We start from the raw sequence: 19,288 nt of genomic DNA on the forward strand, positions 1-19,288 counted from the left end.
AGACGCTCAAAAGATCCACCAGCAACGACCAATCTTACAAGAGACGCTCGCTACCGCTACACAACCGAGGTGTGAGGCTTAACTAAAGACGGATGTACGGGATACTTTGTTCTATCCCTTAACCAGTCGTCGCGTCGTGCGCCGTCGTCCTCCTGGTCATTACTATGATTTGTTCGTATTGGTTCGATTGCCGGAGATGGCTGATAAGTGCGACTCCGGCGCCCGGATACTTGGCACGTACAACAGCAGAGACTATGACATCCCGTTTTTTGAAGCGCCGAAGAGCGGGGATTGCCGGAGGATTCCCGGAGAAACACCACGTTATGTTCGACCTCAAGGGTTTCCGGAAACGGTCGGTTTCCGCATAACGAACCGCATCACATCGAGGGCGAAAGGGATTGAGATGGGGTTAATTGGGTTCTTTCCGGAAGCAACCCGATCACGTTTTTAGTACTAGCCAGAAAACCAGTCTATCAAGCAAAGATGATTCGCGATGCTCGCGTTCTCCGCGCCGGGTTCGTCCCTCGGGAAGTTGAGCATCGCGACGCCGAAGTCAACCACCTCTCCAGCGTTCTTGAGCCCATCACGAACGGGGAACCCGCCGACACGGCCATCGTCACTGGACCCAGCGGCGCCGGCAAGACCTGCATCTCGAAGTTCGTTACCGAACGACTCCGGGAAGAGGTCCTCGACGTCAAGGCCACCTACGTCAATTGCTGGCGCAACTACACCCGATTTCGTACGCTCTACCAGATCCTCGACGATCTCGGCGCGACCATCGACATCCACCGGCAGTCGACGCCCCACAACGAACTCGTCGATCGCCTCCAGCAGCATGACGGCCCGCGAACCGTCGTCATCCTCGACGAGGTCGACCAACTGGAGGACCCCAGCGTCATCTACGACCTCCACAGCCTCCCGCAGTTCGCGATCATCTGCATCGCGAACAAGGAAGAGGAGCTGTTCAGCCGCGTCGACGACCGCCTTGTGAGCCGCCTGCGCTCCAGCGAACACGTCCGGATGGACAAGTACCACGACGAGCAGCTGTACGACATTCTGAGTGCGCGGGCGAAGTGGGGCCTCGATGAGGACGTCATCACCGACGACCAGCTCTACCGGATCGCCGACGCGGCCGCCGGCGATGCCCGCCTCGCTATCGGCATCCTTCGAACAGCCGCCGGCAAGGCTGACCGCGAGAACCAGGAGCGGATCACCAACGACATCCTCCTGGACGCCGCCGAGGATGCCCGGGCCCAGATTAAGCAGAAGAGCATCGATTCACTCACGCCACACCAGCGCGTCGTTTACAACATTGTTCGCGATCACGAGCCACTCGGGCCGAGCGAGATTCACGACCACTATACCGAGAAGGTCGACGATCCTCGGACAAAACGGACAGTGCGGACGTATCTCTCCAAGATGGTCCAGTACAACCTCGTCGATGCGGAAGGCACGAGCCGGGACCGGGAGTACTCACTCGTCGGTTCGGAAGCTGCGTCGCCGATGCAGTAATATCCTGTCTCCGATTGGGTGAGATCGAGCGGCAATCAAGCGAACCCTTGCGGAATCGCGAAACGCCGAAATCACGGGATACTAGTACTGAGTGCCGACTGCGAATCGAGCATAAGCCATGAGCAGTTAACCAACAGACGGTTAATACATACGATTTGTTGGTTAACCGAAAGAGGTCCACGGTCATCATCGACTGGTGTCGGGAAGGGTAGATTTCGACTGGAATATCGGCCAGGCAACGATGGTAGCAGGGAGAGGGCGACCAGAGTTGCCAGTATTGCCAATAATACCGTCGTTTAAGTACCTCTCTCACTCCACCATTGCCAGTAACGAGGGGAGAATGGACGGGAGGGCAGAAACTGTCACGTCTCTAGTCTAGTTACTGTTATCTAAACCTACTACAACTAGTGGAGTTTTCGTTAGTGCGGGTATGGTTTAACGTACAATGTATTAAGAGTATCGCTAATTAGAGAGGGGGTCGTTGACCCCCCTCCAGTTGTTGCAAAGGTTTACTGGCAATAGTGGAGTGTGTGTGTTTTATAAGTGGATGCGACACTGGCATAATTGGTTCGAGTGGTGGGTTAGTGGTGATACTGGAACCCATGGTTTTATGATGGTTCTTCGTCTTGAGTCCGCCTATGGGCCGATTCAATCGAGAATCGTTCATCATCCAAGACAAAGACGTCCTCCGGGATGATTACCAGCCAGAGACACTCGAGGAGCGGGACGAAGAACTCGACGAATATGCGGCCGCTCTCCGTCCCGTCATTCAGGGCTGGCAACCGAACAACGTCTTTCTCTATGGCGTTACCGGCGTCGGGAAGACAGCTGCTACGCACGATCTTCTTGAGGAGCTGCAAGAATCCGCCGGAGAGTACGACGACGTCGATCTCAACGTTATTGAACTCAACTGTACTGGCTGCACCACATCCTATCAGGTAGCGGTCAATCTCGTGAACGAGATTCGCTCTCCTTCTCACCCTCTCACCACAGTCTCGTCTTCGCGCGAACCGATGAGCGAAACCGGGTATCAACAAAAACGCATCTTCAACGAACTCTACAACGACCTTGAGTCGATCGGTGGGACTATTCTCGTGGTTCTGGACGAGATCGATAACATCGGCTCGGATGACGATATTCTGTACGAGCTTCCACGAGCACGCTCGCAATTGGATCTCGATGTGAAAATCGGTGTGGTCGGCATCTCGAACGACTTCAAGTTCCGAGAAAACCTCTCTCCGAAAGTCAAGGACACTCTCTGCGAAGAGGAAATCTTGTTCCCTCCGTACGACGCGACTGAACTGCAGAATATTCTCAAGCACCGAGCCGATATCGCGCTCTACGACGATGTCCTCGAATCAGATGTAATCCCATTGTGCGCAGCATTCTCTGCACAGGACTCGGGATCTGCTCGGCAGGCATTACGGTTACTCCGGAAAGCAGCTGATATCGCCGAGAACGACGCGATGGCGGGTGGAGAGGCGAAAATCACCGAAGACCACGTTCGGGAGGCCGAGCATCAGATCCAACGACAACAGGTTGTCGAAGGGATGCATTCGTTGACCCGGCAGGGGCAATATGTATTGCTGACTGTCTGTCAGCTAGCGGCAGAGGGAGAAACACCCGAACGGACGAAACTGATCTATGAGCGCTATCGAGAGGTTCTTCGTAATCACGGCAGTGAACCACTGAAACGCAGGCGAGTACACGACCACCTGTCGGATTTGAGCCTCCACGGGATCTTACGGTTGGTCGACTCGTCGAGTGGACGCGGGAACTACAACGAATACGAGCTTGATGTCTCTCTGTCGTCGGCCCTCGACGCACTCGAGAGCGAACTAGGTGAGCTCAACGACATTCGTGAAACTGCCAAGCGGCATCGGGTTCTGGAGTGACTTCTCAACCGCCAACACCAGTACTGCCAATACCCTCTCCACTTTTGCCAGTAACCGCGCAACCGTCAGTGCCAGTTTCTCCAGTACCCTCTCCGGTGTTGCCAGTAACTTCCTTGTTCTAATCAATCCGACTAGTTACTATCAGGACCACCGTTGCCAATTTCATCAAATAGCGTCTTGTCCTCCGATTTTACTGGCAATAGTGGAGTGTCTGACAGCATTTAAACGAAATTTCATTTACGAGCATTTGCAATCGCTCTTCAGTGGGCTACTTATCGCGTAAGGGTTCGTGGTTCGAAGACCCAATCTTGCACGGATTCACCCCGCACTTACTACTCGAAAACGGGGGATGTCTTCCTGTTCGAGTTCATTCGTTGTCTGGGCCATCGGTGAACAGGATTTCGTGGAGAAACGACAGAAACGTCGGGGGTGGGAGTAACCGATTCGTCTCTGTCTACGGGTATTCCTGATCACTCACGAGAGCCTCGGTACACTCGACGAGGTCGTCCTCAGTCGTCCACCGGCAGAGACGCCTAGCATCGTTGAGCATCTCGAAGATCGCGGTCTGCATTCCACTGTAGGGACTCTCGACGGCTACGTTTGTGTCGATCGCGTCCACATCTATCGTATTGTACGTCGTGTTTGAACACGTGCGTCTTCGCGAAGTACTCCTCAAGGGCTGTGAAGTAGCCCTGCTCGACGAGGAAGCAGCCCTGGGCGTGTTCGGTGACGCCCAGGATGACGTCTGTATGATCGGCGAGCAGCCGGAACTTGAGGTAGGTATTCGTCCACTCGCTTCGAATGTCGATCATCAGGAACGCGTACGCACCGGGCTGTCGGTTGAGGCGATCTTTTACGAGCTGGAGAGGACGGATTTCGGGTTTCCCGTAGCTGCCGAGGACAAAGTACGAATTCTCAGCTGAGAAGATCGGCGTGAGCTCCGCAACACTCTGTTTCAGCGCTTCGTATTCTTCCGGTGTGGGTGAGGCTTCGTGCAGATACTCGTCGGCTTTCTCGACGAGTTCGTCGACAGTGACCGGATCCTCACTCATCAACTCGGGACTTCTCTCGTACCCTGCGTCTTTCACTTCGCAGACGGGGTGTCTCCCCGAACAACTGGCCATCCGACTGAGGTACTAGTCCGTCTACTCGTCCGGATTTACTGGGGATTTGTACTTTGATTTGACGCGATCTCCTTCCCGCCACTGCCAGTAGTAGTAGCGGTTATCGTTGATCTCCTTGATCGTGATCGTCGCCTTCGTCGGGACATCATCGGGGAGGTCATCGGGTCGCTCGTCGATCTCGTCTTCCTCCTCCGCTTCGGCAAGGCGGGCCTGGCGCTCGCGATGCTCGGCGAGGTCCTCGGCATAGTGGGCAACGTCTCGGAGCAGCTCGGGTGAATAGTCGTTGAGTGTGTCGATGACGTCGGTGGGGAGGTCCGCTGGGGGCGTCGGTGGCTCGTAGGACATGGGCCGATCTGTGTTAACCAACAAAGGCGCAAACCGCATAGTTTTGTTGGTTAAGCCGCTACCAACGGCTCTCACCGGTTCTCCAGCAGCTGTATCAATACTCGAAACTCTCCATCAAGGAGTTTCGTCTGATGTTACAGTAGCCTCGGGAGATCTCGAACGCTGGGCGATCCTACGAGTTCGAGGGGAGACGCCCATCAGGTCGTGGGACCCGCCCCTGCTTGATCTCCTGATCGACTCGCCGGAGGTGTTTACAGCCGCCCTCGGGCGTACGCTTCCGCCAGTCTGGACACGTACACGACTCGCTGATCACGTCGACTTCATACCAGTTTCCGGACGCCGATCGGACCTCATAGCGGCCACCCTTTTCGAGCAGCGAGACGGCCATCGATTCGTCGACGGCACGTCTGGTTCGCGGCTCGAGGTCGTCGTGCTGGGTTGAGTGCTCCGTGACGACCATCCGATCGCGTACGTCGCCGGTGCGGCCGCCGTCTGGAGCAACCGCAGCCTTGGGATCCTGGAGACGATCCGCAAGCAGGGCCTCAACTGGATGGCCCTCCGGCCACAGATAGTGGACTTCCCGCCGCTCGCGATGGTCGTAGGAGCCACAGGCGGCAGCGCTCCCAGTCCAGACACGCCACGCCCCGAGTGCTGCCATCACGTCGACGATGACTCGCGGAACAGCGTCGTACTCGTCGGGGTAGAACACCCGGAACCGAGTACACTCCTCCTGCGGCGGAACCGTCTCCCACCACTCGACGTCGTCGTCCCAACTGTTGCACATCGCGTCGTCCTCTCCGTAGCCGACAGTCACGCCGTCAACCTGCGGTACTTCCACCGATGTGTCGTCAGCCTCTCCTTCGAGCAGCCGAAGGACGGCGTACCTGAGATACTCGTGTTCCGGATGGTCCGAAGATTGGGCGACCTGCTCATGGTGCTCTGCGACTCGCTCTGCCTCGTCGAGAACGGTCGTTAGATATCGGTCGGTCATAGGTCGGTGGAGACAGGAGTGCGCCTCCGCCCTTCGGCGGGCGCTGAAAAACTTAACCAACGAATAGCGATCCATCGTATCCTCTGTTGGTTAATTCATCTCCGCTCAAATTCTGAGCCGGATCGGATTACCGGAGCCAAGAATGGTATATCTGTATAGCGATAACGTCATAGGGAATACGGGGGACAAGACTAATACCGTTAGATGCGATACCGATAACTAGCGATGATGGAGTACGTCGACGTGACCGCGGCGAAAATCATGGTCGCGGCCCGGCCGGGCGACTCGATTCGTCGAATCGCCCAGAAGATCGACGGCTCCTACTCGTGGGTCTACGACTGGATCGAGCGGTTGGAGGACGCAGGCTTCATCCGGCGTGAGGGCGGCGTCTACATCGAGAATTACGCTGTCAGGGATCGCTACTACGATCTCGTCGCGGCCATCTCTCGCGCTGTTCCCCCCTCGATCGACGACGGCTACGTCATTCCGCACTTCGCCGGGATGCCCTTTGCGTACACGAAAATCGACGGCGTCTACGTCTGGACCCATGGCGGTTATCAGATCGCCCGCGGCCACGACGACTATCCGATCTTCATCCAGGTTGCCGACCGTGATATCGAACGGTGGACGGCGTTCTTCGATGAGTTCGGGATTCCGAGCCGGATCGAAGAGCGGCCGGACGCGACCGACTCCGACGCGACCGTCTCGTACGTGTTGTTCCCGACGAGTGGGGGCATCACTCGCGAGTGGGTCGACGGCAATCCGGTTATTCCGTTGGACGAGACGATCGAGCACATGTTGGAGTACCGGGTGAACTACGAGCCGGCGTTGGAGATGATCGCCGACGAGTACGACCGCGATATCGACGCGTCCCACGAGGATCCGCGTCTCAATGCATGAGCCTCGGTGAACGCGAAGACGAACTACTGGATACGCTGGAGGCAGTCATCGACGCTGACCTGCCGTACGTGCTCGTCGGTGGGTGGGCGATCGCGGCGTTCAATCAACGCTTCACCACGGACGTCGACGTCGTCATTCCGGCCCAAGCGGTCGACGACTACACGGACCTTCTCACCGACCGCGGCTACGAGAAAACGGCCGATGTCGAGCGAAACGAACTCTACGAGGGCCGGACTATCCGGTTTACGAAAGATATCGGGAATCCGGTTCAGTTCGACGCGATGGTGGACGCGCTGGGCTGTCGCCAGACGGAAGCTGAATGGTCGTATCGCTATCTGGCCCAGCACTCTGTCACCGAGGAACTGCGAACCGGGCGCCCGGTAACAGCCAGGATTCCGGAACGGGAGTTGCTGTTCGCGGTGAAACTCCACAGTGGCCGCAAGGCAGACTCTCGGGATCTGGTGGTGCTGGCTGCTGGCGCGGATTTCGACCGGATCGCGACCCATCTGCATCGCGGAGAGTCCGAGAAGCTCGCTGGTCGCATCGAGACTGTCCTCAACCGCCTCACGTCGGAGGATTTCGCAGATGCATTCAAAGGAGTCTTCGAACAGCAAACGGTTCCCGAACAGGATATCGATGCCGTCGTTGAGTTCCTTCGTGACCAGCAGCGCCGAATCGATTCTGAACGATAACATCGACTGTCGGTGGGGTTTGTCTTGGAATCGATCGAAACGCGCAGGGTCGGACGCCGAACGAATTAACCAACAGAGTGGGATAGTACCCCAAGCCGTTGGTTAACAGCTGGAGAAGGCGTGTTCAGTCCTCGGCGACCGTCCCGATTATCTCTTGCGCGGTGGAACTGATCCGGCCGAGACGCTCCTGAATGCTCTCCGCATCGTCGTCCTGCCACGCGGCAAGATAGAACGCTGACCCGCTCGTATCCAGGTTGAAATACCGCCCGACGATGTACGCAACGGCTTCGGCTTCGACCTCGCGTTTTGCGCGCTCGGGTTCGTCGTTGACATCGAAATGGAGCAGTGCGTGGGCGTACTCGTGAATCAGCGTCACCGCGAGGTCGGCCTGATTCGCTCTATCTTTCGCTTCGACGACGGGTTGGCACTCGTCGAGATTCCGGTGTTTGCAGACGCCTTTCGCGTCGTCATGCTCCCACTCAGCAGCGTCGACGACACGGACGTCGACATCGAGAGTAGCTGCCGCATCAAGGAGCGCTGGCACCAGGTCGTCGGCGTTACCAGTGGCCTCGGTTTCCAGCTCGGGGAGCGGTTCGCCCTCGGTTTGAGACACATCGAAGACTGCAGTTGGTTTGAATCCAACCAGTCCTTTGGACCACTCCTCGGCCGGTGTCTCGTCGTAGTCACAGTCGCTTTGCTCGTGGTAGCTCGGTGAGTTCTCGCACTCGGGGCACTGCTTCGTAATAATGGGTGCCCAGATCCAGATCGCCTGTTCGCCTTCTTGGACGTGCCGGTCGAACTCCGATCGCCACGTATTGTAGCCCGCTACGCGGGTTGCCTCGGGACACTGGAGCTTGATCAAGAGGGTGTTGCGATGGGAGTAGTCGTGGAATCGGGACTGGACATCGAGCCACTCCTGGAACTGTTGGCTGGCTTTTGCCTCGTCGACGTCTGCGACGAGCTCGTCGATCCAGTCTTCGATGGTACTGTGCATCTCGTCGTGTCGGGTGTCGGTCTCCTCGAACGAGACTCCCGACTCACTGGCTGTCATCATGGATTGCATCACATCGAGTACGACGACGTCTCCGAGAAGTCAGGACGCGCCGCACCCCTCGGGGGCGCACAATAAACGTCGGCGCGACTTCGGGGGATTTAGATCGGGGCTGCTATCGGAGCGCTACTTTCTCGTCAGCGAAGCCGACCGTGACGAGGTACTCGAGGAACGCGTCGAACTGGTCGACATCGCTCGGCGTGTCCGTCGCGAGGTGTCGAACCCACTCGATCGCCCACTGGAACGCGGGATCGGTTCCGCCCTTGCCATGTATATACCACCAGCGGGCGGCCTTCAGGACGACGAGCGGATTCGTCGGCGGTTGCTCGCTTGCGAGTCCACGAGTGATCGATCGGATTTCCTCGGGTACCTCAGCGGGGTCGACCTCGCCTGATTGGGTGTTCGATACGTCGACTGGAATATCGTCGATCGAGACATCGTTCGGACGCTGTTGTTGACTCACGGAAAATCACCTTCTCGGAGGACTTTTTGGATCGAGCCCTCGCCCCCTCCGGGGCGCGAAAAACCACTCGTAGCGTCACGCCGGTGGAATGTACACGCTCTGCTCGCCGGCGATCTCCTCGAGGTTGTTCCGATGGCGATGCGAGAAGTAGCACTCGTAGCTGCAGTAGCCACAGAGCACGCCGGTATCATACTCCGCGATGAAGGGACCGCGCCGAGTCGTCCAGACGTTCGCTTCACATTCGGTACACGCAGCACTATCGAGGTCGGTTGGTGACGGCCCCTCGTACTCGATTTCGAGGATGTCGCTATGTGGCGCTGAGTCAGGCCAGACGCCGTGGGACTGCCAGAAGGCCTTGATGCGGGCGAGACTGTGTCGCACCGTCTTCCGAACTGTGACGTGGGAGGCGTCACGACCGCTATCATCCCAGCCGTCAGCCGTCCAGAACTCCCCGAACTGCGCGCCGCGATGCAGCCCGTTCCAATCGAGGCCGACGATGTCGGCTGGTGGCTCGTCGGTGAGTGTCGGCCTGGTCAGCTGTCGAATGGCGTCGAGCTGCTTGGGCGGACTCCCACCGAGGATGTGGACGCGCCGCCCTCTCCAATCGGTTGGGTCGGAGAACTCGTGCGCCAGGCGATCGGCGTACCCTCGCGAATAGCCGAGGATGATATCATCTGGGATCGTGTCAATCACCGCTTGGGATTTCGGGACGATGATGACCTCGGCATCGGGAAAGCTGTCCTGAATCTCACGAGCAGCAGCGATGTGGGCGTCAACGTCAGTAGGTTCGTAGATGTCGCCGATGACACCGACCTGTGGCTCGTACTCGAAGAACCGCTCGACGAATCGATCCAGATCGGGGTTCTGGAAGTCGTTGTCGAGCATCCCGACGGGGAGGGTGAGATTCTGATATTGGGTCTCCTGATACCCGCAGTCCTCCCGAAAGCCGGGAAGGAAACCGAGCTCATAGGCATCCAGAGTGAACGGCGCTCGATGGAGGAACGCCACGATGTCGGCTTGTCTGGCGGCAGCGATGTCGCTCGCCGTGCTGGCGCTGGAGCTCAGCTCGAGGGACATGATTGGAGTTACGAGGCCGCTGTTGGCCGCCCCGCGCCCCTTCTGGGGGCCTGACAAACCGAGGTACAGTCTGTTAACCAACAACAGGGAAACTTATGCGGGGATTGTTGGTTAAGGACAGGACTTACTCTTCGTCGTCAGTGGTCCCCTCCTCTCGAAGAGCCTCCACCCCTTTGGGGCCGACACAAACAACTCTCCGGACGATGACGCCCCGCCTCTAATAGAGATAAAACCGATACAACAGTTACCGTAATGGTCATCCCCCGCGAGTGTTTACAGGCCCGTATGGAGCGAAAGACGATCGCCGTCATCGGGATGTCGTGCAACGGGTGCGAACAGAACGTGGAGACCGCCCTGCGAAACCTCGATGGTGTAAATCGGGTCGAGGCCGACCACGACGCTGACACGGTCGACGTCGTCCTCAAGGATGGAGTCTCAGACGACGACGTGAACGCGGCAATCGAACAGGCTGGCTATGACGTAAAGGCTTAATCGGCTGTCACTCGGCCGTCTCCACGCTCGCCGTCGGTGCGTTCTTTGAGAGCGAATTCGGTGTTGACACCCTCACCGGAGAGGAGCTGACCAGCGAAGCTGTTGGCGAGGACGGCCGAGACGGACAACACCATCGCAAGCATCGCGAACACCGGGTGAACGAGCCCCGTGGTCGCGGCGGCGACGCCGATGCCGTTGAACGCAAAGGCCGTCACGAGATTCTGGCGAGTCTTTCGATAGCTCTCGTTCCCGATCTCATAGGCGTCCATCACGCCGCCGAGCCGGTCACCCATCAGGACGATGTCCGCCGATTCGATGGCGATGTCGGTCCCGGCGCCGATGGCGATGCCGATGTCCGCCTGTGTGAGTGCCGGCGCGTCGTTGATGCCGTCGCCGACCATCGCCACGCGGTGGCCGGCTTCCTGCAGGCGACCGATCTCCTCGCGTTTCTCGTCGGGCAACACGTCGGCCATGACGCGGTCGATACTGACCTCCTCGGCGACCGCGTTCGCGGTGCGCTCGTTGTCCCCGGTGATCATCACGGGCGTAATGCCGGCGTCGCGAATCCGCCGGATGGTCTCGGCGGCGTCTGCTTTGATTTCGTCACCGATGCCGATCAGGCCGAGTAGGTCACCGTGACGAACAACTCCGGCAACGGTGAGGCCGCGGCCCTGAAGTCGCTCAATATCGTCGCTCCTCTTCGAAAGGTCAATCCCCTCATCGCTGAGCCATCCGGGTTTCCCGACCAACACGTCGTCGCTGCCGACGATCGCTCGGACGCCCTTGCCGGTCACCGAGTCAAAGACGTCGGGATCCGCGTACTCGACATCTCGCTCGTCAGCGAACTCGAGGATCGCATCGGCGAGCGGGTGTTCGGAGAAGGCCTCCGCGCTGGCCGCCGTCGCGAGTACGTCTTCCTCGTCGGCGTTGAACCCGACGACCGCACTGACGGCGGGTTCGCCGACGGTGATCGTGCCGGTCTTGTCCAGCACGATGTGGTCGACGTCGGGGAAAATCTGGAAGGCGTCGCCGGAGCGCATCAAGATGCCACGGTTCGCTGCCTTCCCGCCACCCCGAATCAGGGCGAGCGGTGTTGCCATCCCAAGCGCACACGGATAGCCGAGGACGAGGACCGCCAGCGCTGCGAACGCCCCTCGCTGGACATTGGGGTCTGCCCCCCACGCGAGCGGTGCGACCACCCAGAAGAGGAACGAGAGCGCGGCAATCGTCAAGACGCCTGGGACGAAGTACTTGAGGACGCGGTCGGCGAGCTGGATAATGCCGGGTTTCATCGCCCGCGCCTCCTCGATCTCGCGTGCCACCTGATTCAGGAACGCGTCCTCCCCGGTTGCAGTCACCTCGATAAGCAGCGTCCCGGTCTCGTTGACGCTGCCACCGATCACCGTGTCGCCGACCGTTTTCTCCTCGGGGATGGACTCACCGGTGGCAACCGACTCGTCGACCGTGGACTCTCCCTCGACGACCATCCCATCGACGGGGATGTTCTCGCCAGGCTTGACCCGGACGTAGTCGCCGACGTTGAGGTCGTCGAGGGGGACTTCCTCGACGTCACCGTCATCACTGACGCGGCGTGCCGTGTCGGGCTGGAGGTCGAGAAGGCCTTGGACGGCTTGGGAAGCCCGCGTGCGGACGATGAGGCTGGTGTACTCCGAGAGGATGTGGTAGGTGGTGATGAACACGGCGACGGCGAAGAAGTGGACGGTCGGGAAGCTCGGGAAGACAAACAGGCCGAGTAACCCCCCGAGGAGCCCGGCGAAGGCGCCCGCTTCTAGGAGGACGTGCTGGTTGAAGATCCTCCGACGAAGGCTCTGGAACGCCTTCTGTTTGATGTAGCGCCCGGGACCGAACATCGTCCCGAGCGCTAGCCCCAGCGTCACCAGGTCCATCGCGAGCGATGCCGACTCGAAGCGTCCCATTACGAGAATCATCCACCCCATCAGGGCTGCGACAACGAGAGATGCGCCGCCAGCGATGAGGAGACGCCGCTTCCCGTCGGTGAGTTCGGCCTGCTGCTGCTCGTATCGTTTTGCCTTGTCCGGATCTCGGATGGTGTAGCCGAGGTCCCGGAGTGTGTCCTTCACCGCCACCTCGCTCAGGCGGTCATCGTCGTACTGGACGAGTACCTCCTCGTGGGCGAGACTCACGTCGACGTCCTCGACGCCGTCGGTCCGGGCGTAGGCCTTCTCGATGCTCTCGGCACAGAACGAGCAGGACATTCCCCCGACGTTGAATTGTTCGTGTGTCGTTCCCATCGTGAGTGGTGGTTATCGCGCGACGCGGAAAATCATTACGACAATAATTATAGCGGTATCAAAGTCCTAATACCGATGTCGGGAGAGTGGCGTTACTCTTACTGTCGTTGTTCGCCTATCTCCTCACAAGAATGGCGCTCCTCGAATCTGATGTGCCGATCCGCGAAGTCGTGACGACAGACCCGGAAAAAGCGAAGGCGCTGGAGAACGACGTCCGGGCGAAGATCCTCGATATGCTCGCGACCGATGAACTGACGATCGAGGAGATTCACGACGAACTGCATCGTCGCGGCGAGGAGAAGGCGGAAACAACGGTCCGCCACCACGTGAATGTCCTGAAGGACGCGGGGATGGTTGAGATCGCCCGTCTCGAGGAAGCTGGTGGGGGGACGCGGAAGTACTACAAGTCGAACACGCGAGTCTTCTCGTACGAGCTCCCGGAGGGTGCCGACGAAACCCTTGCAGGGGCGCAGTCCACCGCATCCGAGGAGCTGACATCCCTCATCGAGACGTTGTACGCGGACCACGGTACTGAGATCGAGGCGGTCGCCCGCGAGATGAAACCCTGTGAATACTGCGATACCCAGCACTACGAGGAGTTCATCGTTCGCGAACTTTTGAACCGTGCCCTCATCGAACTGGGCGAGAGCGGCACGCTCGAGGACGTGTTCTCGACCGACGACTGACCTCACTCGATACAGCAGCTCATTTTGGACGTATCCCGACGGAACGCCTGACAGGCCTGCTTGAACGCCTCGGAGAACGTCGGGAACGGGTGGACAGTATCGATGATGTCGTCGACGGTCAGTCCGAACCTCACAGCCAGCGTGGCTTCCATAATCATGTCGGCGGCACGCGGCCCGACCATGTGGACACCGACGATTTCGTCGGTCTCGTGGTGTTTGACGACCTGGACGAGGCCGTCAGTATTCTTCACGGCTTTCGCCCGCGGCACGTCCGCCATCTGGACGGTCCGGCACGAACAGGTGCCGTGCTCGTCCATATACTCGAGTTCGGTCGTCCCGACGGCGGCGACTTCGGGGCTGGTGAACACGACTGCGGGGACTGCATCGTAGTCGATGCTGACGCCCTCGTTGCCGAAGGCATTCTTGACGGCGTGATTGCCCTCCTTGGCGGCGACCGTCTCCAGTTCGGGCTCGCCGATCACGTCGCCCGCCGCGTAGATGTCGGGATTCGTCGTCTGGAAGTACTCGTCGACACGAATCGTTCCATCGGGGTTCGTTTCGACCCCTACCGTTTCGAGACTGATCTCCTCGCTGTTGGGCTGGACCCCGGTCGCGACGAACAGCGCGTCGCCGGTGACCGTTCGCTCAGTGCCGTCGACGGTTGTTTCGACGGCGACGCCCGACTGGATCGCTTCGGCGCCGCCGTCAGCTGCTGGCCTGCGGACGCGCCGGAAGTCGTTATCGGTGAGTATCTCGATGCCTTCCTCATCGAATGCACGCTGCATCTCGCGACCAAGTTGGCCTTCCATGTCCGAGAGGACGCGCTCGGAGCGCTGGAGAATCGTCACGTCGACGCCGACACGGTGGAGGATCTGGCCCCACTCCAGCGCGATGTACCCACCACCGAGCATTAGGATACTCTCGGGGAGGTCGCGCTCCTCGAGGATGGTTTCGCTCGTGTAGTAATCGACCTCCTCGAGGCCGTCGATGGGCGGCGCCCACGGTGAACTGCCAGTCGCGACGAGCGCCTTCTCTCCAGTAATGCGCGCGCCCTCGTCGGCGCCGTCGACGACCTCGATGGTTGTGTCGTCGACCAGCTGGCCGTACCCCTCGTAGATGTCGGTCTCGAAGTGCTCGGCGACATCGACGTAATTCTCCCGCCGGAATCCCTCGACGAGGTCGTCGGTCCCGTCGAGTGCGTCGGCCCAGTCGACAGTCGGTTCCTCAGGGTCTCGAACGGCGTCGAAGGGATTCTCCGACGCTGCAGCGCCGCTCTCGGCGACGGCAAGCAGATGCTTACTCGGGACACAGCCGACGTTCACGCAGGTTCCGCCGATGGGCAAGCCGGTGTTCACCATCGCCGTCGAGAGGTCCCGTCGGCTCGCTTCAGTGATCGCGGCGAAAGCTGCGGCGCCACCGCCGAGAATCACGAGATCATAGTCGGATGTGTGAGTCATCTATACCGAAACTTTACGACGGGAAGTTCTTATACTCCAGAGTCCGAAGCTATAGAGTAGGTTGGAGGCCACGAAGCTATGGCAGATACTACTTCACCGGCGCCAACGTGCGATGTTGAGGGGACGTGCTATTGTCCGCTCACAGGAGTTATCGACACGTTGAGCCGAAAATACGCGATGCAACTCGTCAGTATCATCGGCGCACACGATTCGCTGCGGTTCGCGGAGATCGAGGCGCACCTCCCTACAGCGAGCACGTCGACAATCTCGAAACGCCTCGACGAATTCGAGGAGGCAGGGATCGTCTCACGGACGCAGTACAACGAAATTCCGCCACGCGTCGAATACGCGCTAACTGACGAAGGGGATGAGATTCGTTCGAGATTAGAACCCCTTCTTGAGTGGGCGACGGCGAACTCCTGACGTACGGATTCCAGTGAATTTCATCCCACATTTGAGGCTACTCCATTCAGGTGGGGGTGTTAGCCCCAAGACTATCCTTTCTTCGTGTGCTACTGTGACGCATGATAAACGAGGGAGCGTCTGCACCGTCATTCACTCTTCCAGGTCTCCGTGACGGAGAACAAACCGAGTACAGCTTGGATGAGACAACTGCGGATGATCGGGCTGCGTTGCTAGTTTTTTACCCATTTGATTTCAGTCCTGTTTGTACAAACGAACTGTGTGCGATCCGCGATGCAGAGTGGTTTCAGCTGACGCCGGCGCTCGATGTCTGGGCAATTTCTGGGGACAGCGTCTACGCCCACCGAGCATTCGCCGAGGAATACGGCATCAATTTCCCGTTACTTAGTGATAGTTCCGGGCGGGTTGCCGAGTCATATGATGTCTGTTATGACGAATGGGAGAACCACGAGCGCGTTCCACAGCGTGCCGTGTTCCTCATCGATTCGGAGCAAACGATTCGATACGCTTGGGCCACAGAAGATGCACTCGAGAAGCCGGATTTCTTCCCGGTTAAAGACGCTCTTGATACGCTGGAAGCGGAACGCGATGAATTCGGTCCTGATGATGTCGAATTAGTCGTCGAATATAACGAGGAACCGGAACCGCTCACGTAAACGGCTGTTTGAGGACAGTTTCAGTGAACGCCGCTCCGACAATCAGCCCATCGCCTCTTGGAACCGCTCACGCAGCGCATCTTCACGCTCCTCGAACTGGTCGACCTTCTCCTGTAGATCATCGCTGACGCGCTCGATGCTCGCGAGCGCACGCTCGCCGGCGAGCGACGCCTGCGACCCGTCGTCGCCGTCCGCCTCGAGCTGCTCCTCGTAGGCTCGCTCGACGCGCTCGATGGTACCCTCGGGGTTGAACAGGATGTCGTTGGCCGTGCGGACGTAGCCGTCCAGCGACGCACCCTCCTTGCCCTGGAAGAAGTGAGTGAGCGCGTACGTCGCGCCGGAGTGCAGCGTCCACATATCGATCTCGAACGGCGACGCAGCGTTCGCCTCGGCATCCTCGGCAGCACGCTCTGCGAGATAGTCCGGGAATCCCAGCAGGCTGTAAAACTCGGTGACGGTGAACGGGAGCTCGGAGAACTCGAGATCGATCTCCTGCGCATCTCGGATGAATTCGAAGAGGTCGTCGGCGACGAGTTCGACCTGGGCGAGAATCTCCTCCCACCAGGTCCGGAAGTCCCGAACGTCCCCGACGTGCTTGATGACTTCCTTGTCGGTGAGCGAGCGCATCGAATTCGAGCAGTACCCGTCCTGAGCGAATCCCTCGACGTAGACGGCGTGCTCACCGAAGAAGTCGTAGCCGGAGGTCACGCCCATCGTGATCGGGTCTGACCGCCCGGGCAGCCGGACTTCGAGGCCGTCGAACATCACGTCCATATGGACCTCGCCGCCGCCCCGGTAGCGCCGGATCTCGCCGAACATCACGTTCCCGAGCGGCGACCCGTCGATGGTCTCCTCGCGAAGGACCTCTTCCAAGGGCCTGTACACATCCACCGGGTTGATGATCGCGTAACTGTCCGTGGGGACGTGAAATAGTGGGTCTGCGTCGGGCTCGCCGTCTGTCGCGTGGTCGCGCGCTCTTGTCGGCTCGACCAGGGCGTTGAAGCGCTCCGTTTCGACCCACTCGTCGGAGTAGGGATTCCGGTATGCGACTGTCGTCTCGACGGCCTGCGGGAGGTCACGAATCGTCTCGGCGAAGGACTTCGGTTCGTCGACCGTTTTCTTCCGGCGGTACCAGTCGGGTAGTTCTGTATCGGTTCGTCCGTCGACGCCAGCGAACACGGTTCTGGATTCTGGGTCTTTCATTGCAGTCACCTCGAAATCGAATTCGTCGCTCGCGACGGCGCTCTCATCACGCGCCCTGCGCCCCTCTCACGGGCGCAAAAACAACCACTCTTAACCAACGCCCCGCCCACGAATCCAGTACTGTTGGTTAAACATCTGGACGGTCTCGACACCTGGCTTCGGCTCTTCAATTCACTCGTCGGCGTGGCGTCGACGGCGCACCTGTTCAGGATTCGGCACCCACGGATGTGCGTCCCAGCAGTGCAGGGCGTGCTCTTGTGCCGTGTCGAACAGCGCCTCACACGACCCACACTCGTAGGCGGTGTCGGACCACGGTTCCGTGACGAACATCGCCGTCACCGTCGATCTGACTGGATCTGGTGCGGCCGACCGCTGAACGTAATCATAGCCGATCACTGTCCGTCGACGAAGCGCCGACTGTGCCAGCCGTTCGGGCCGGTCTGCTGGGAGATACACCCAGCGGACGAACGCCTCTTCTGAGTCCTTCGCCGAGGGTTGAAGGATGAACCATCGGTTGTGCTCGTCGCGGAACAGATACCGCTCAGTGCCCCGGTTCTGGAGATAGAGCGGATCACCACGACCGGGAATCAGCCGAAGTCCCACTGACGGCGAGATCGGGGTGAGGAGTCGCTCTTCCAGTGAGAGCGAGCCGGACTCTCCGGATGATGTCTCGCTCTCGAAGTCATCAAGCGTCGCTTCGCCAGTCATGATTCGCCGGGATTCGTCTCGTCTGTGTCTTTCCCAGCTGTTCGCTCGTGCCGGTCGTTGTATCGCTTGAGTTCTCGGCCGATGCACTCCAGCGCCGTGACAGCGCGTTCGATGAGCTGGTACGTTGCTCGCGAAAGTCGGAATTTCTCCATCAGTTGGCCTCCTCTGGCTCGACGAGGTCGTTACTCTCAGCGACGAGTGCCTGAACGGCAGAGACAGGGTCGTTCTCGACCGGAAGTGTTCGATGGTCAAGCGGGGCGGGATACGCCCGGTCCCCCTGCGCACAAAGTATGATCAACCACTCTTCGCTCCCTTTGGCGCGGACGACGTAGTGGTCGATATCTCGACGTTGGAAGACTGTCCGATCTGTCCGGCTCACCGCACTCCAATTCGCCGGCAGTGACGATGACGGCGCCCCACCATCTGGCGTGAGTGCTCGGTACTCTTCGAATTCGGCGAGTGCCGCCTCGATATCCTCCCCGGTGAGGTGCCAGCAGTCGGCCGGGCCATCACACACCAGCTGACTGACCACGTCGTTGCGGAACTGGATGTAGTGTTGCTGGGCGACAGTTTCGTTGTCGGTGTAATCGAGGAGGAGCACACAGGCGAGCTGTGCCGGTCCGCTTCCCGTATAGCCCCAGTCGAATTCCGCCGGGCTATGCCGCACGAGACCGAGACTTCGATTTGGGGAGAGGCGTTCGTGTGCGGTGAGGTTCAGGACCACTGGCGTTCCGTCGACACGCATTCCGACGTACTCAACGCAGTCTGCACTCGCCTGCCATCGCTCACTCGCATCCTGTACGACTGCTCGTGGGTCGGTAGTCGAATTCATCTCCATCGGTTGCATGCGGGCGTTCGGATTCCCCGCACCCTGCTGGGGGTCGAAAAACTACCACCGGCTATTAACCCCTCAGCGTCGCTTCAAAGTTAGAACTCAGACTATTATAGTTCAAACTATAACATTTCTACAGATAACTAATCAATAGGGACTGTTTATTCTTCGAATAGACAGCGAGCGGCTGCATCGTCGCCAGCGAGGGTCTGCTGATCCTCGTCCGTATCAGCGAAGAGTGTTGACTGATCTCCTTCGGTTGATTGCTCAACTGCGGGTCGATCGTCGACGCCGAACACACTGGCCTCGGGCCGATCAAGACGTGAATCCCGGTCGCGATGATCCACGTCAGCACCGAAGTCCTCGAGTGAGGTCTCGACGCTCGTTTCAGTTACTTCGAGTTGGCCATCGTCGCCGAATGCGGTCTGTCGTTGAATTTCGATCTCGGCTTGATCGCTCATCTCATTCGAGCCTCCACCCACCGAGGCTCCGACAGACATCCCCGAGT

At 59.2% G+C, this 19,288-nt stretch carries 20 protein-coding genes and 1 pseudogene; 8 read left to right on the forward strand and 13 right to left on the reverse strand.

Annotated elements, in window-relative coordinates; all coding sequences use genetic code 11:
* Nucleotides 1-483 precede the first annotated feature (483 nt).
* Together J2744_RS13625 and J2744_RS13630 are read left to right on the forward strand one after the other, a co-directional pair.
* A complete protein-coding gene (locus tag J2744_RS13625; RefSeq protein ID WP_210113822.1) occupies nt 484-1,512 on the forward strand; it encodes a Cdc6/Cdc18 family protein in 1,029 nt (342 codons plus the stop codon).
* 638 nt (nt 1,513-2,150) lie between these two features.
* The gene (locus J2744_RS13630) at nt 2,151-3,407 is read left to right on the forward strand and encodes an orc1/cdc6 family replication initiation protein (protein WP_004594472.1); all 1,257 of its coding nucleotides are present in this window, start codon (nt 2,151-2,153) and stop codon (nt 3,405-3,407) included.
* A gap of 454 nt (nt 3,408-3,861) precedes the next feature.
* Here J2744_RS13630 and J2744_RS13635 read toward each other — a convergent pair.
* The 3 genes and pseudogenes from J2744_RS13635 to J2744_RS13645 form a co-directional block, all read right to left on the reverse strand.
* Nucleotides 3,862-4,459 (reverse strand): annotated as a pseudogene (locus tag J2744_RS13635) (hypothetical protein).
* 93 nt (nt 4,460-4,552) lie between these two features.
* Nucleotides 4,553-4,876 (reverse strand): hypothetical protein, encoded by a 324-nt coding sequence (locus J2744_RS13640; protein WP_004594473.1) that lies wholly within the window; start codon nt 4,874-4,876, stop codon nt 4,553-4,555.
* 172 nt (nt 4,877-5,048) lie between these two features.
* Nucleotides 5,049-5,867: a hypothetical protein gene (locus J2744_RS13645; RefSeq protein ID WP_103992931.1), complete on the reverse strand. Its 819-nt coding sequence runs from the start codon at nt 5,865-5,867 to the stop codon at nt 5,049-5,051.
* 228 nt (nt 5,868-6,095) lie between these two features.
* Between J2744_RS13645 and J2744_RS13650 the strand changes: the two genes are divergently transcribed.
* The gene (locus J2744_RS13650) at nt 6,096-6,767 is read left to right on the forward strand and encodes a helix-turn-helix domain-containing protein (RefSeq protein ID WP_210113823.1); all 672 of its coding nucleotides are present in this window, start codon (nt 6,096-6,098) and stop codon (nt 6,765-6,767) included.
* Nucleotides 6,764-7,459 carry a nucleotidyltransferase domain-containing protein gene (locus tag J2744_RS13655; RefSeq protein WP_092893729.1) on the forward strand — a complete coding sequence of 232 codons (696 nt, stop codon included), beginning with the start codon at nt 6,764-6,766 and terminating at the stop codon, nt 7,457-7,459. Before J2744_RS13650 ends, J2744_RS13655 begins: the two co-directional genes overlap by 4 nt.
* Before the next feature lie 124 nt (nt 7,460-7,583).
* On the opposite strand, the gene J2744_RS13660 is transcribed toward J2744_RS13655, so the two are convergent.
* The 3 genes from J2744_RS13660 to J2744_RS13670 all read right to left on the reverse strand — a co-directional run bounded on the left by J2744_RS13660 (nt 7,584) and on the right by J2744_RS13670 (nt 10,050).
* Complete coding sequence (locus tag J2744_RS13660) at nt 7,584-8,513, reverse strand: ArdC-like ssDNA-binding domain-containing protein (RefSeq protein ID WP_128904662.1); 930 nt, start codon at nt 8,511-8,513, stop codon at nt 7,584-7,586.
* A 112-nt stretch (nt 8,514-8,625) separates the two neighbouring features.
* Nucleotides 8,626-8,973: a hypothetical protein gene (locus tag J2744_RS13665; RefSeq protein ID WP_210113824.1), complete on the reverse strand. Its 348-nt coding sequence runs from the start codon at nt 8,971-8,973 to the stop codon at nt 8,626-8,628.
* A gap of 75 nt (nt 8,974-9,048) precedes the next feature.
* Nucleotides 9,049-10,050, reverse strand: a complete 1,002-nt coding sequence (locus tag J2744_RS13670) for a DUF6610 family protein (protein WP_128904729.1) — start codon at nt 10,048-10,050, stop codon at nt 9,049-9,051.
* Nucleotides 10,051-10,335: 285 nt separating this feature from the next.
* Here J2744_RS13670 and J2744_RS13675 point away from each other — a divergent pair, with 285 nt between their 5' ends.
* Nucleotides 10,336-10,542 (forward strand): heavy-metal-associated domain-containing protein, encoded by a 207-nt coding sequence (locus J2744_RS13675; RefSeq protein ID WP_128904660.1) that lies wholly within the window; start codon nt 10,336-10,338, stop codon nt 10,540-10,542.
* Here the strand turns inward: J2744_RS13675 and J2744_RS13680 are convergent.
* Nucleotides 10,539-12,815 carry a heavy metal translocating P-type ATPase gene (locus J2744_RS13680; protein ID WP_128904659.1) on the reverse strand — a complete coding sequence of 759 codons (2,277 nt, stop codon included), beginning with the start codon at nt 12,813-12,815 and terminating at the stop codon, nt 10,539-10,541. The genes J2744_RS13675 and J2744_RS13680 overlap by 4 nt on opposite strands.
* 131 nt (nt 12,816-12,946) lie before the next feature.
* On the opposite strand from J2744_RS13680, the gene J2744_RS13685 reads away from it, so the two are divergent.
* Entirely contained in the window at nt 12,947-13,501 is a 555-nt protein-coding gene (locus tag J2744_RS13685) for an ArsR/SmtB family transcription factor (RefSeq protein WP_128904658.1), read from the forward strand.
* Nucleotides 13,502-13,503: 2 nt separating this feature from the next.
* Here the strand turns inward: J2744_RS13685 and merA are convergent, their stop codons facing one another.
* Nucleotides 13,504-14,958: a mercury(II) reductase gene (gene merA / locus J2744_RS13690; RefSeq protein WP_210113825.1), complete on the reverse strand. Its 1,455-nt coding sequence runs from the start codon at nt 14,956-14,958 to the stop codon at nt 13,504-13,506.
* Between the two features lie 78 nt (nt 14,959-15,036).
* Between merA and J2744_RS13695 the strand changes: the two genes are divergently transcribed.
* Nucleotides 15,037-15,381, forward strand: a complete 345-nt coding sequence (locus J2744_RS13695; protein ID WP_128904656.1) for a winged helix-turn-helix transcriptional regulator — start codon at nt 15,037-15,039, stop codon at nt 15,379-15,381.
* A 101-nt stretch (nt 15,382-15,482) separates the two neighbouring features.
* Nucleotides 15,483-16,037, forward strand: coding sequence for a peroxiredoxin (locus J2744_RS13700; protein ID WP_128904655.1), 555 nt, complete (start codon nt 15,483-15,485; stop codon nt 16,035-16,037).
* Nucleotides 16,038-16,079: 42 nt separating this feature from the next.
* Here the strand turns inward: J2744_RS13700 and J2744_RS13705 are convergent, their stop codons facing one another.
* The 5 genes from J2744_RS13705 to J2744_RS13725 form a co-directional block, all read right to left on the reverse strand.
* Nucleotides 16,080-17,240 (reverse strand): hypothetical protein, encoded by a 1,161-nt coding sequence (locus J2744_RS13705; RefSeq protein WP_128904654.1) that lies wholly within the window; start codon nt 17,238-17,240, stop codon nt 16,080-16,082.
* Between the two features lie 171 nt (nt 17,241-17,411).
* Nucleotides 17,412-17,948 carry a hypothetical protein gene (locus tag J2744_RS13710; RefSeq protein ID WP_128904653.1) on the reverse strand — a complete coding sequence of 179 codons (537 nt, stop codon included), beginning with the start codon at nt 17,946-17,948 and terminating at the stop codon, nt 17,412-17,414.
* Nucleotides 17,945-18,100 (reverse strand): hypothetical protein, encoded by a 156-nt coding sequence (locus J2744_RS13715; RefSeq protein WP_198530094.1) that lies wholly within the window; start codon nt 18,098-18,100, stop codon nt 17,945-17,947. The genes J2744_RS13710 and J2744_RS13715 overlap by 4 nt, the downstream gene beginning before the upstream one ends.
* A complete protein-coding gene (locus J2744_RS13720) occupies nt 18,100-18,786 on the reverse strand; it encodes a DUF6166 domain-containing protein (protein WP_128904728.1) in 687 nt (228 codons plus the stop codon). The genes J2744_RS13715 and J2744_RS13720 overlap by 1 nt, the downstream gene beginning before the upstream one ends.
* A 155-nt stretch (nt 18,787-18,941) precedes the next feature.
* On the reverse strand, nt 18,942-19,241 hold the full coding sequence (locus J2744_RS13725; protein WP_128904652.1) for a hypothetical protein: 300 nt from the start codon (nt 19,239-19,241) through the stop codon (nt 18,942-18,944).
* Nucleotides 19,242-19,288 lie beyond the last annotated feature (47 nt).

The sequence above is a fragment of the Halorubrum trapanicum genome, assembly GCF_017873555.1.
Classification (GTDB): Archaea; Halobacteriota; Halobacteria; order Halobacteriales; family Haloferacaceae; genus Halorubrum; species Halorubrum trapanicum.

What these genes read in the sequence shown, in the direction of transcription:
- J2744_RS13625 (WP_210113822.1), top strand. Translation starts at nt 484, where the DNA reads ATGATTCGCGATGCTCGCGTTCTCCGCGCCGGGTTCGTCCCTCGGGAA.
- J2744_RS13630 (WP_004594472.1), top strand. Translation starts at nt 2,151, where the DNA reads ATGGGCCGATTCAATCGAGAATCGTTCATCATCCAAGACAAAGACGTC.
- J2744_RS13640 (WP_004594473.1), bottom strand. Translation starts at nt 4,876, where the DNA reads ATGTCCTACGAGCCACCGACGCCCCCAGCGGACCTCCCCACCGACGTC.
- J2744_RS13645 (WP_103992931.1), bottom strand. Translation starts at nt 5,867, where the DNA reads ATGACCGACCGATATCTAACGACCGTTCTCGACGAGGCAGAGCGAGTC.
- J2744_RS13650 (WP_210113823.1), top strand. Translation starts at nt 6,096, where the DNA reads ATGGAGTACGTCGACGTGACCGCGGCGAAAATCATGGTCGCGGCCCGG.
- J2744_RS13655 (WP_092893729.1), top strand. Translation starts at nt 6,764, where the DNA reads ATGAGCCTCGGTGAACGCGAAGACGAACTACTGGATACGCTGGAGGCA.
- J2744_RS13660 (WP_128904662.1), bottom strand. Translation starts at nt 8,513, where the DNA reads ATGATGACAGCCAGTGAGTCGGGAGTCTCGTTCGAGGAGACCGACACC.
- J2744_RS13670 (WP_128904729.1), bottom strand. Translation starts at nt 10,050, where the DNA reads ATGTCCCTCGAGCTGAGCTCCAGCGCCAGCACGGCGAGCGACATCGCT.
- J2744_RS13675 (WP_128904660.1), top strand. Translation starts at nt 10,336, where the DNA reads ATGGAGCGAAAGACGATCGCCGTCATCGGGATGTCGTGCAACGGGTGC.
- J2744_RS13680 (WP_128904659.1), bottom strand. Translation starts at nt 12,815, where the DNA reads ATGGGAACGACACACGAACAATTCAACGTCGGGGGAATGTCCTGCTCG.
- J2744_RS13685 (WP_128904658.1), top strand. Translation starts at nt 12,947, where the DNA reads ATGGCGCTCCTCGAATCTGATGTGCCGATCCGCGAAGTCGTGACGACA.
- merA (WP_210113825.1), bottom strand. Translation starts at nt 14,958, where the DNA reads ATGACTCACACATCCGACTATGATCTCGTGATTCTCGGCGGTGGCGCC.
- J2744_RS13695 (WP_128904656.1), top strand. Translation starts at nt 15,037, where the DNA reads ATGGCAGATACTACTTCACCGGCGCCAACGTGCGATGTTGAGGGGACG.
- J2744_RS13700 (WP_128904655.1), top strand. Translation starts at nt 15,483, where the DNA reads ATGATAAACGAGGGAGCGTCTGCACCGTCATTCACTCTTCCAGGTCTC.
- J2744_RS13705 (WP_128904654.1), bottom strand. Translation starts at nt 17,240, where the DNA reads ATGAAAGACCCAGAATCCAGAACCGTGTTCGCTGGCGTCGACGGACGA.
- J2744_RS13710 (WP_128904653.1), bottom strand. Translation starts at nt 17,948, where the DNA reads ATGACTGGCGAAGCGACGCTTGATGACTTCGAGAGCGAGACATCATCC.
- J2744_RS13715 (WP_198530094.1), bottom strand. Translation starts at nt 18,100, where the DNA reads ATGGAGAAATTCCGACTTTCGCGAGCAACGTACCAGCTCATCGAACGC.
- J2744_RS13720 (WP_128904728.1), bottom strand. Translation starts at nt 18,786, where the DNA reads ATGGAGATGAATTCGACTACCGACCCACGAGCAGTCGTACAGGATGCG.
- J2744_RS13725 (WP_128904652.1), bottom strand. Translation starts at nt 19,241, where the DNA reads ATGAGCGATCAAGCCGAGATCGAAATTCAACGACAGACCGCATTCGGC.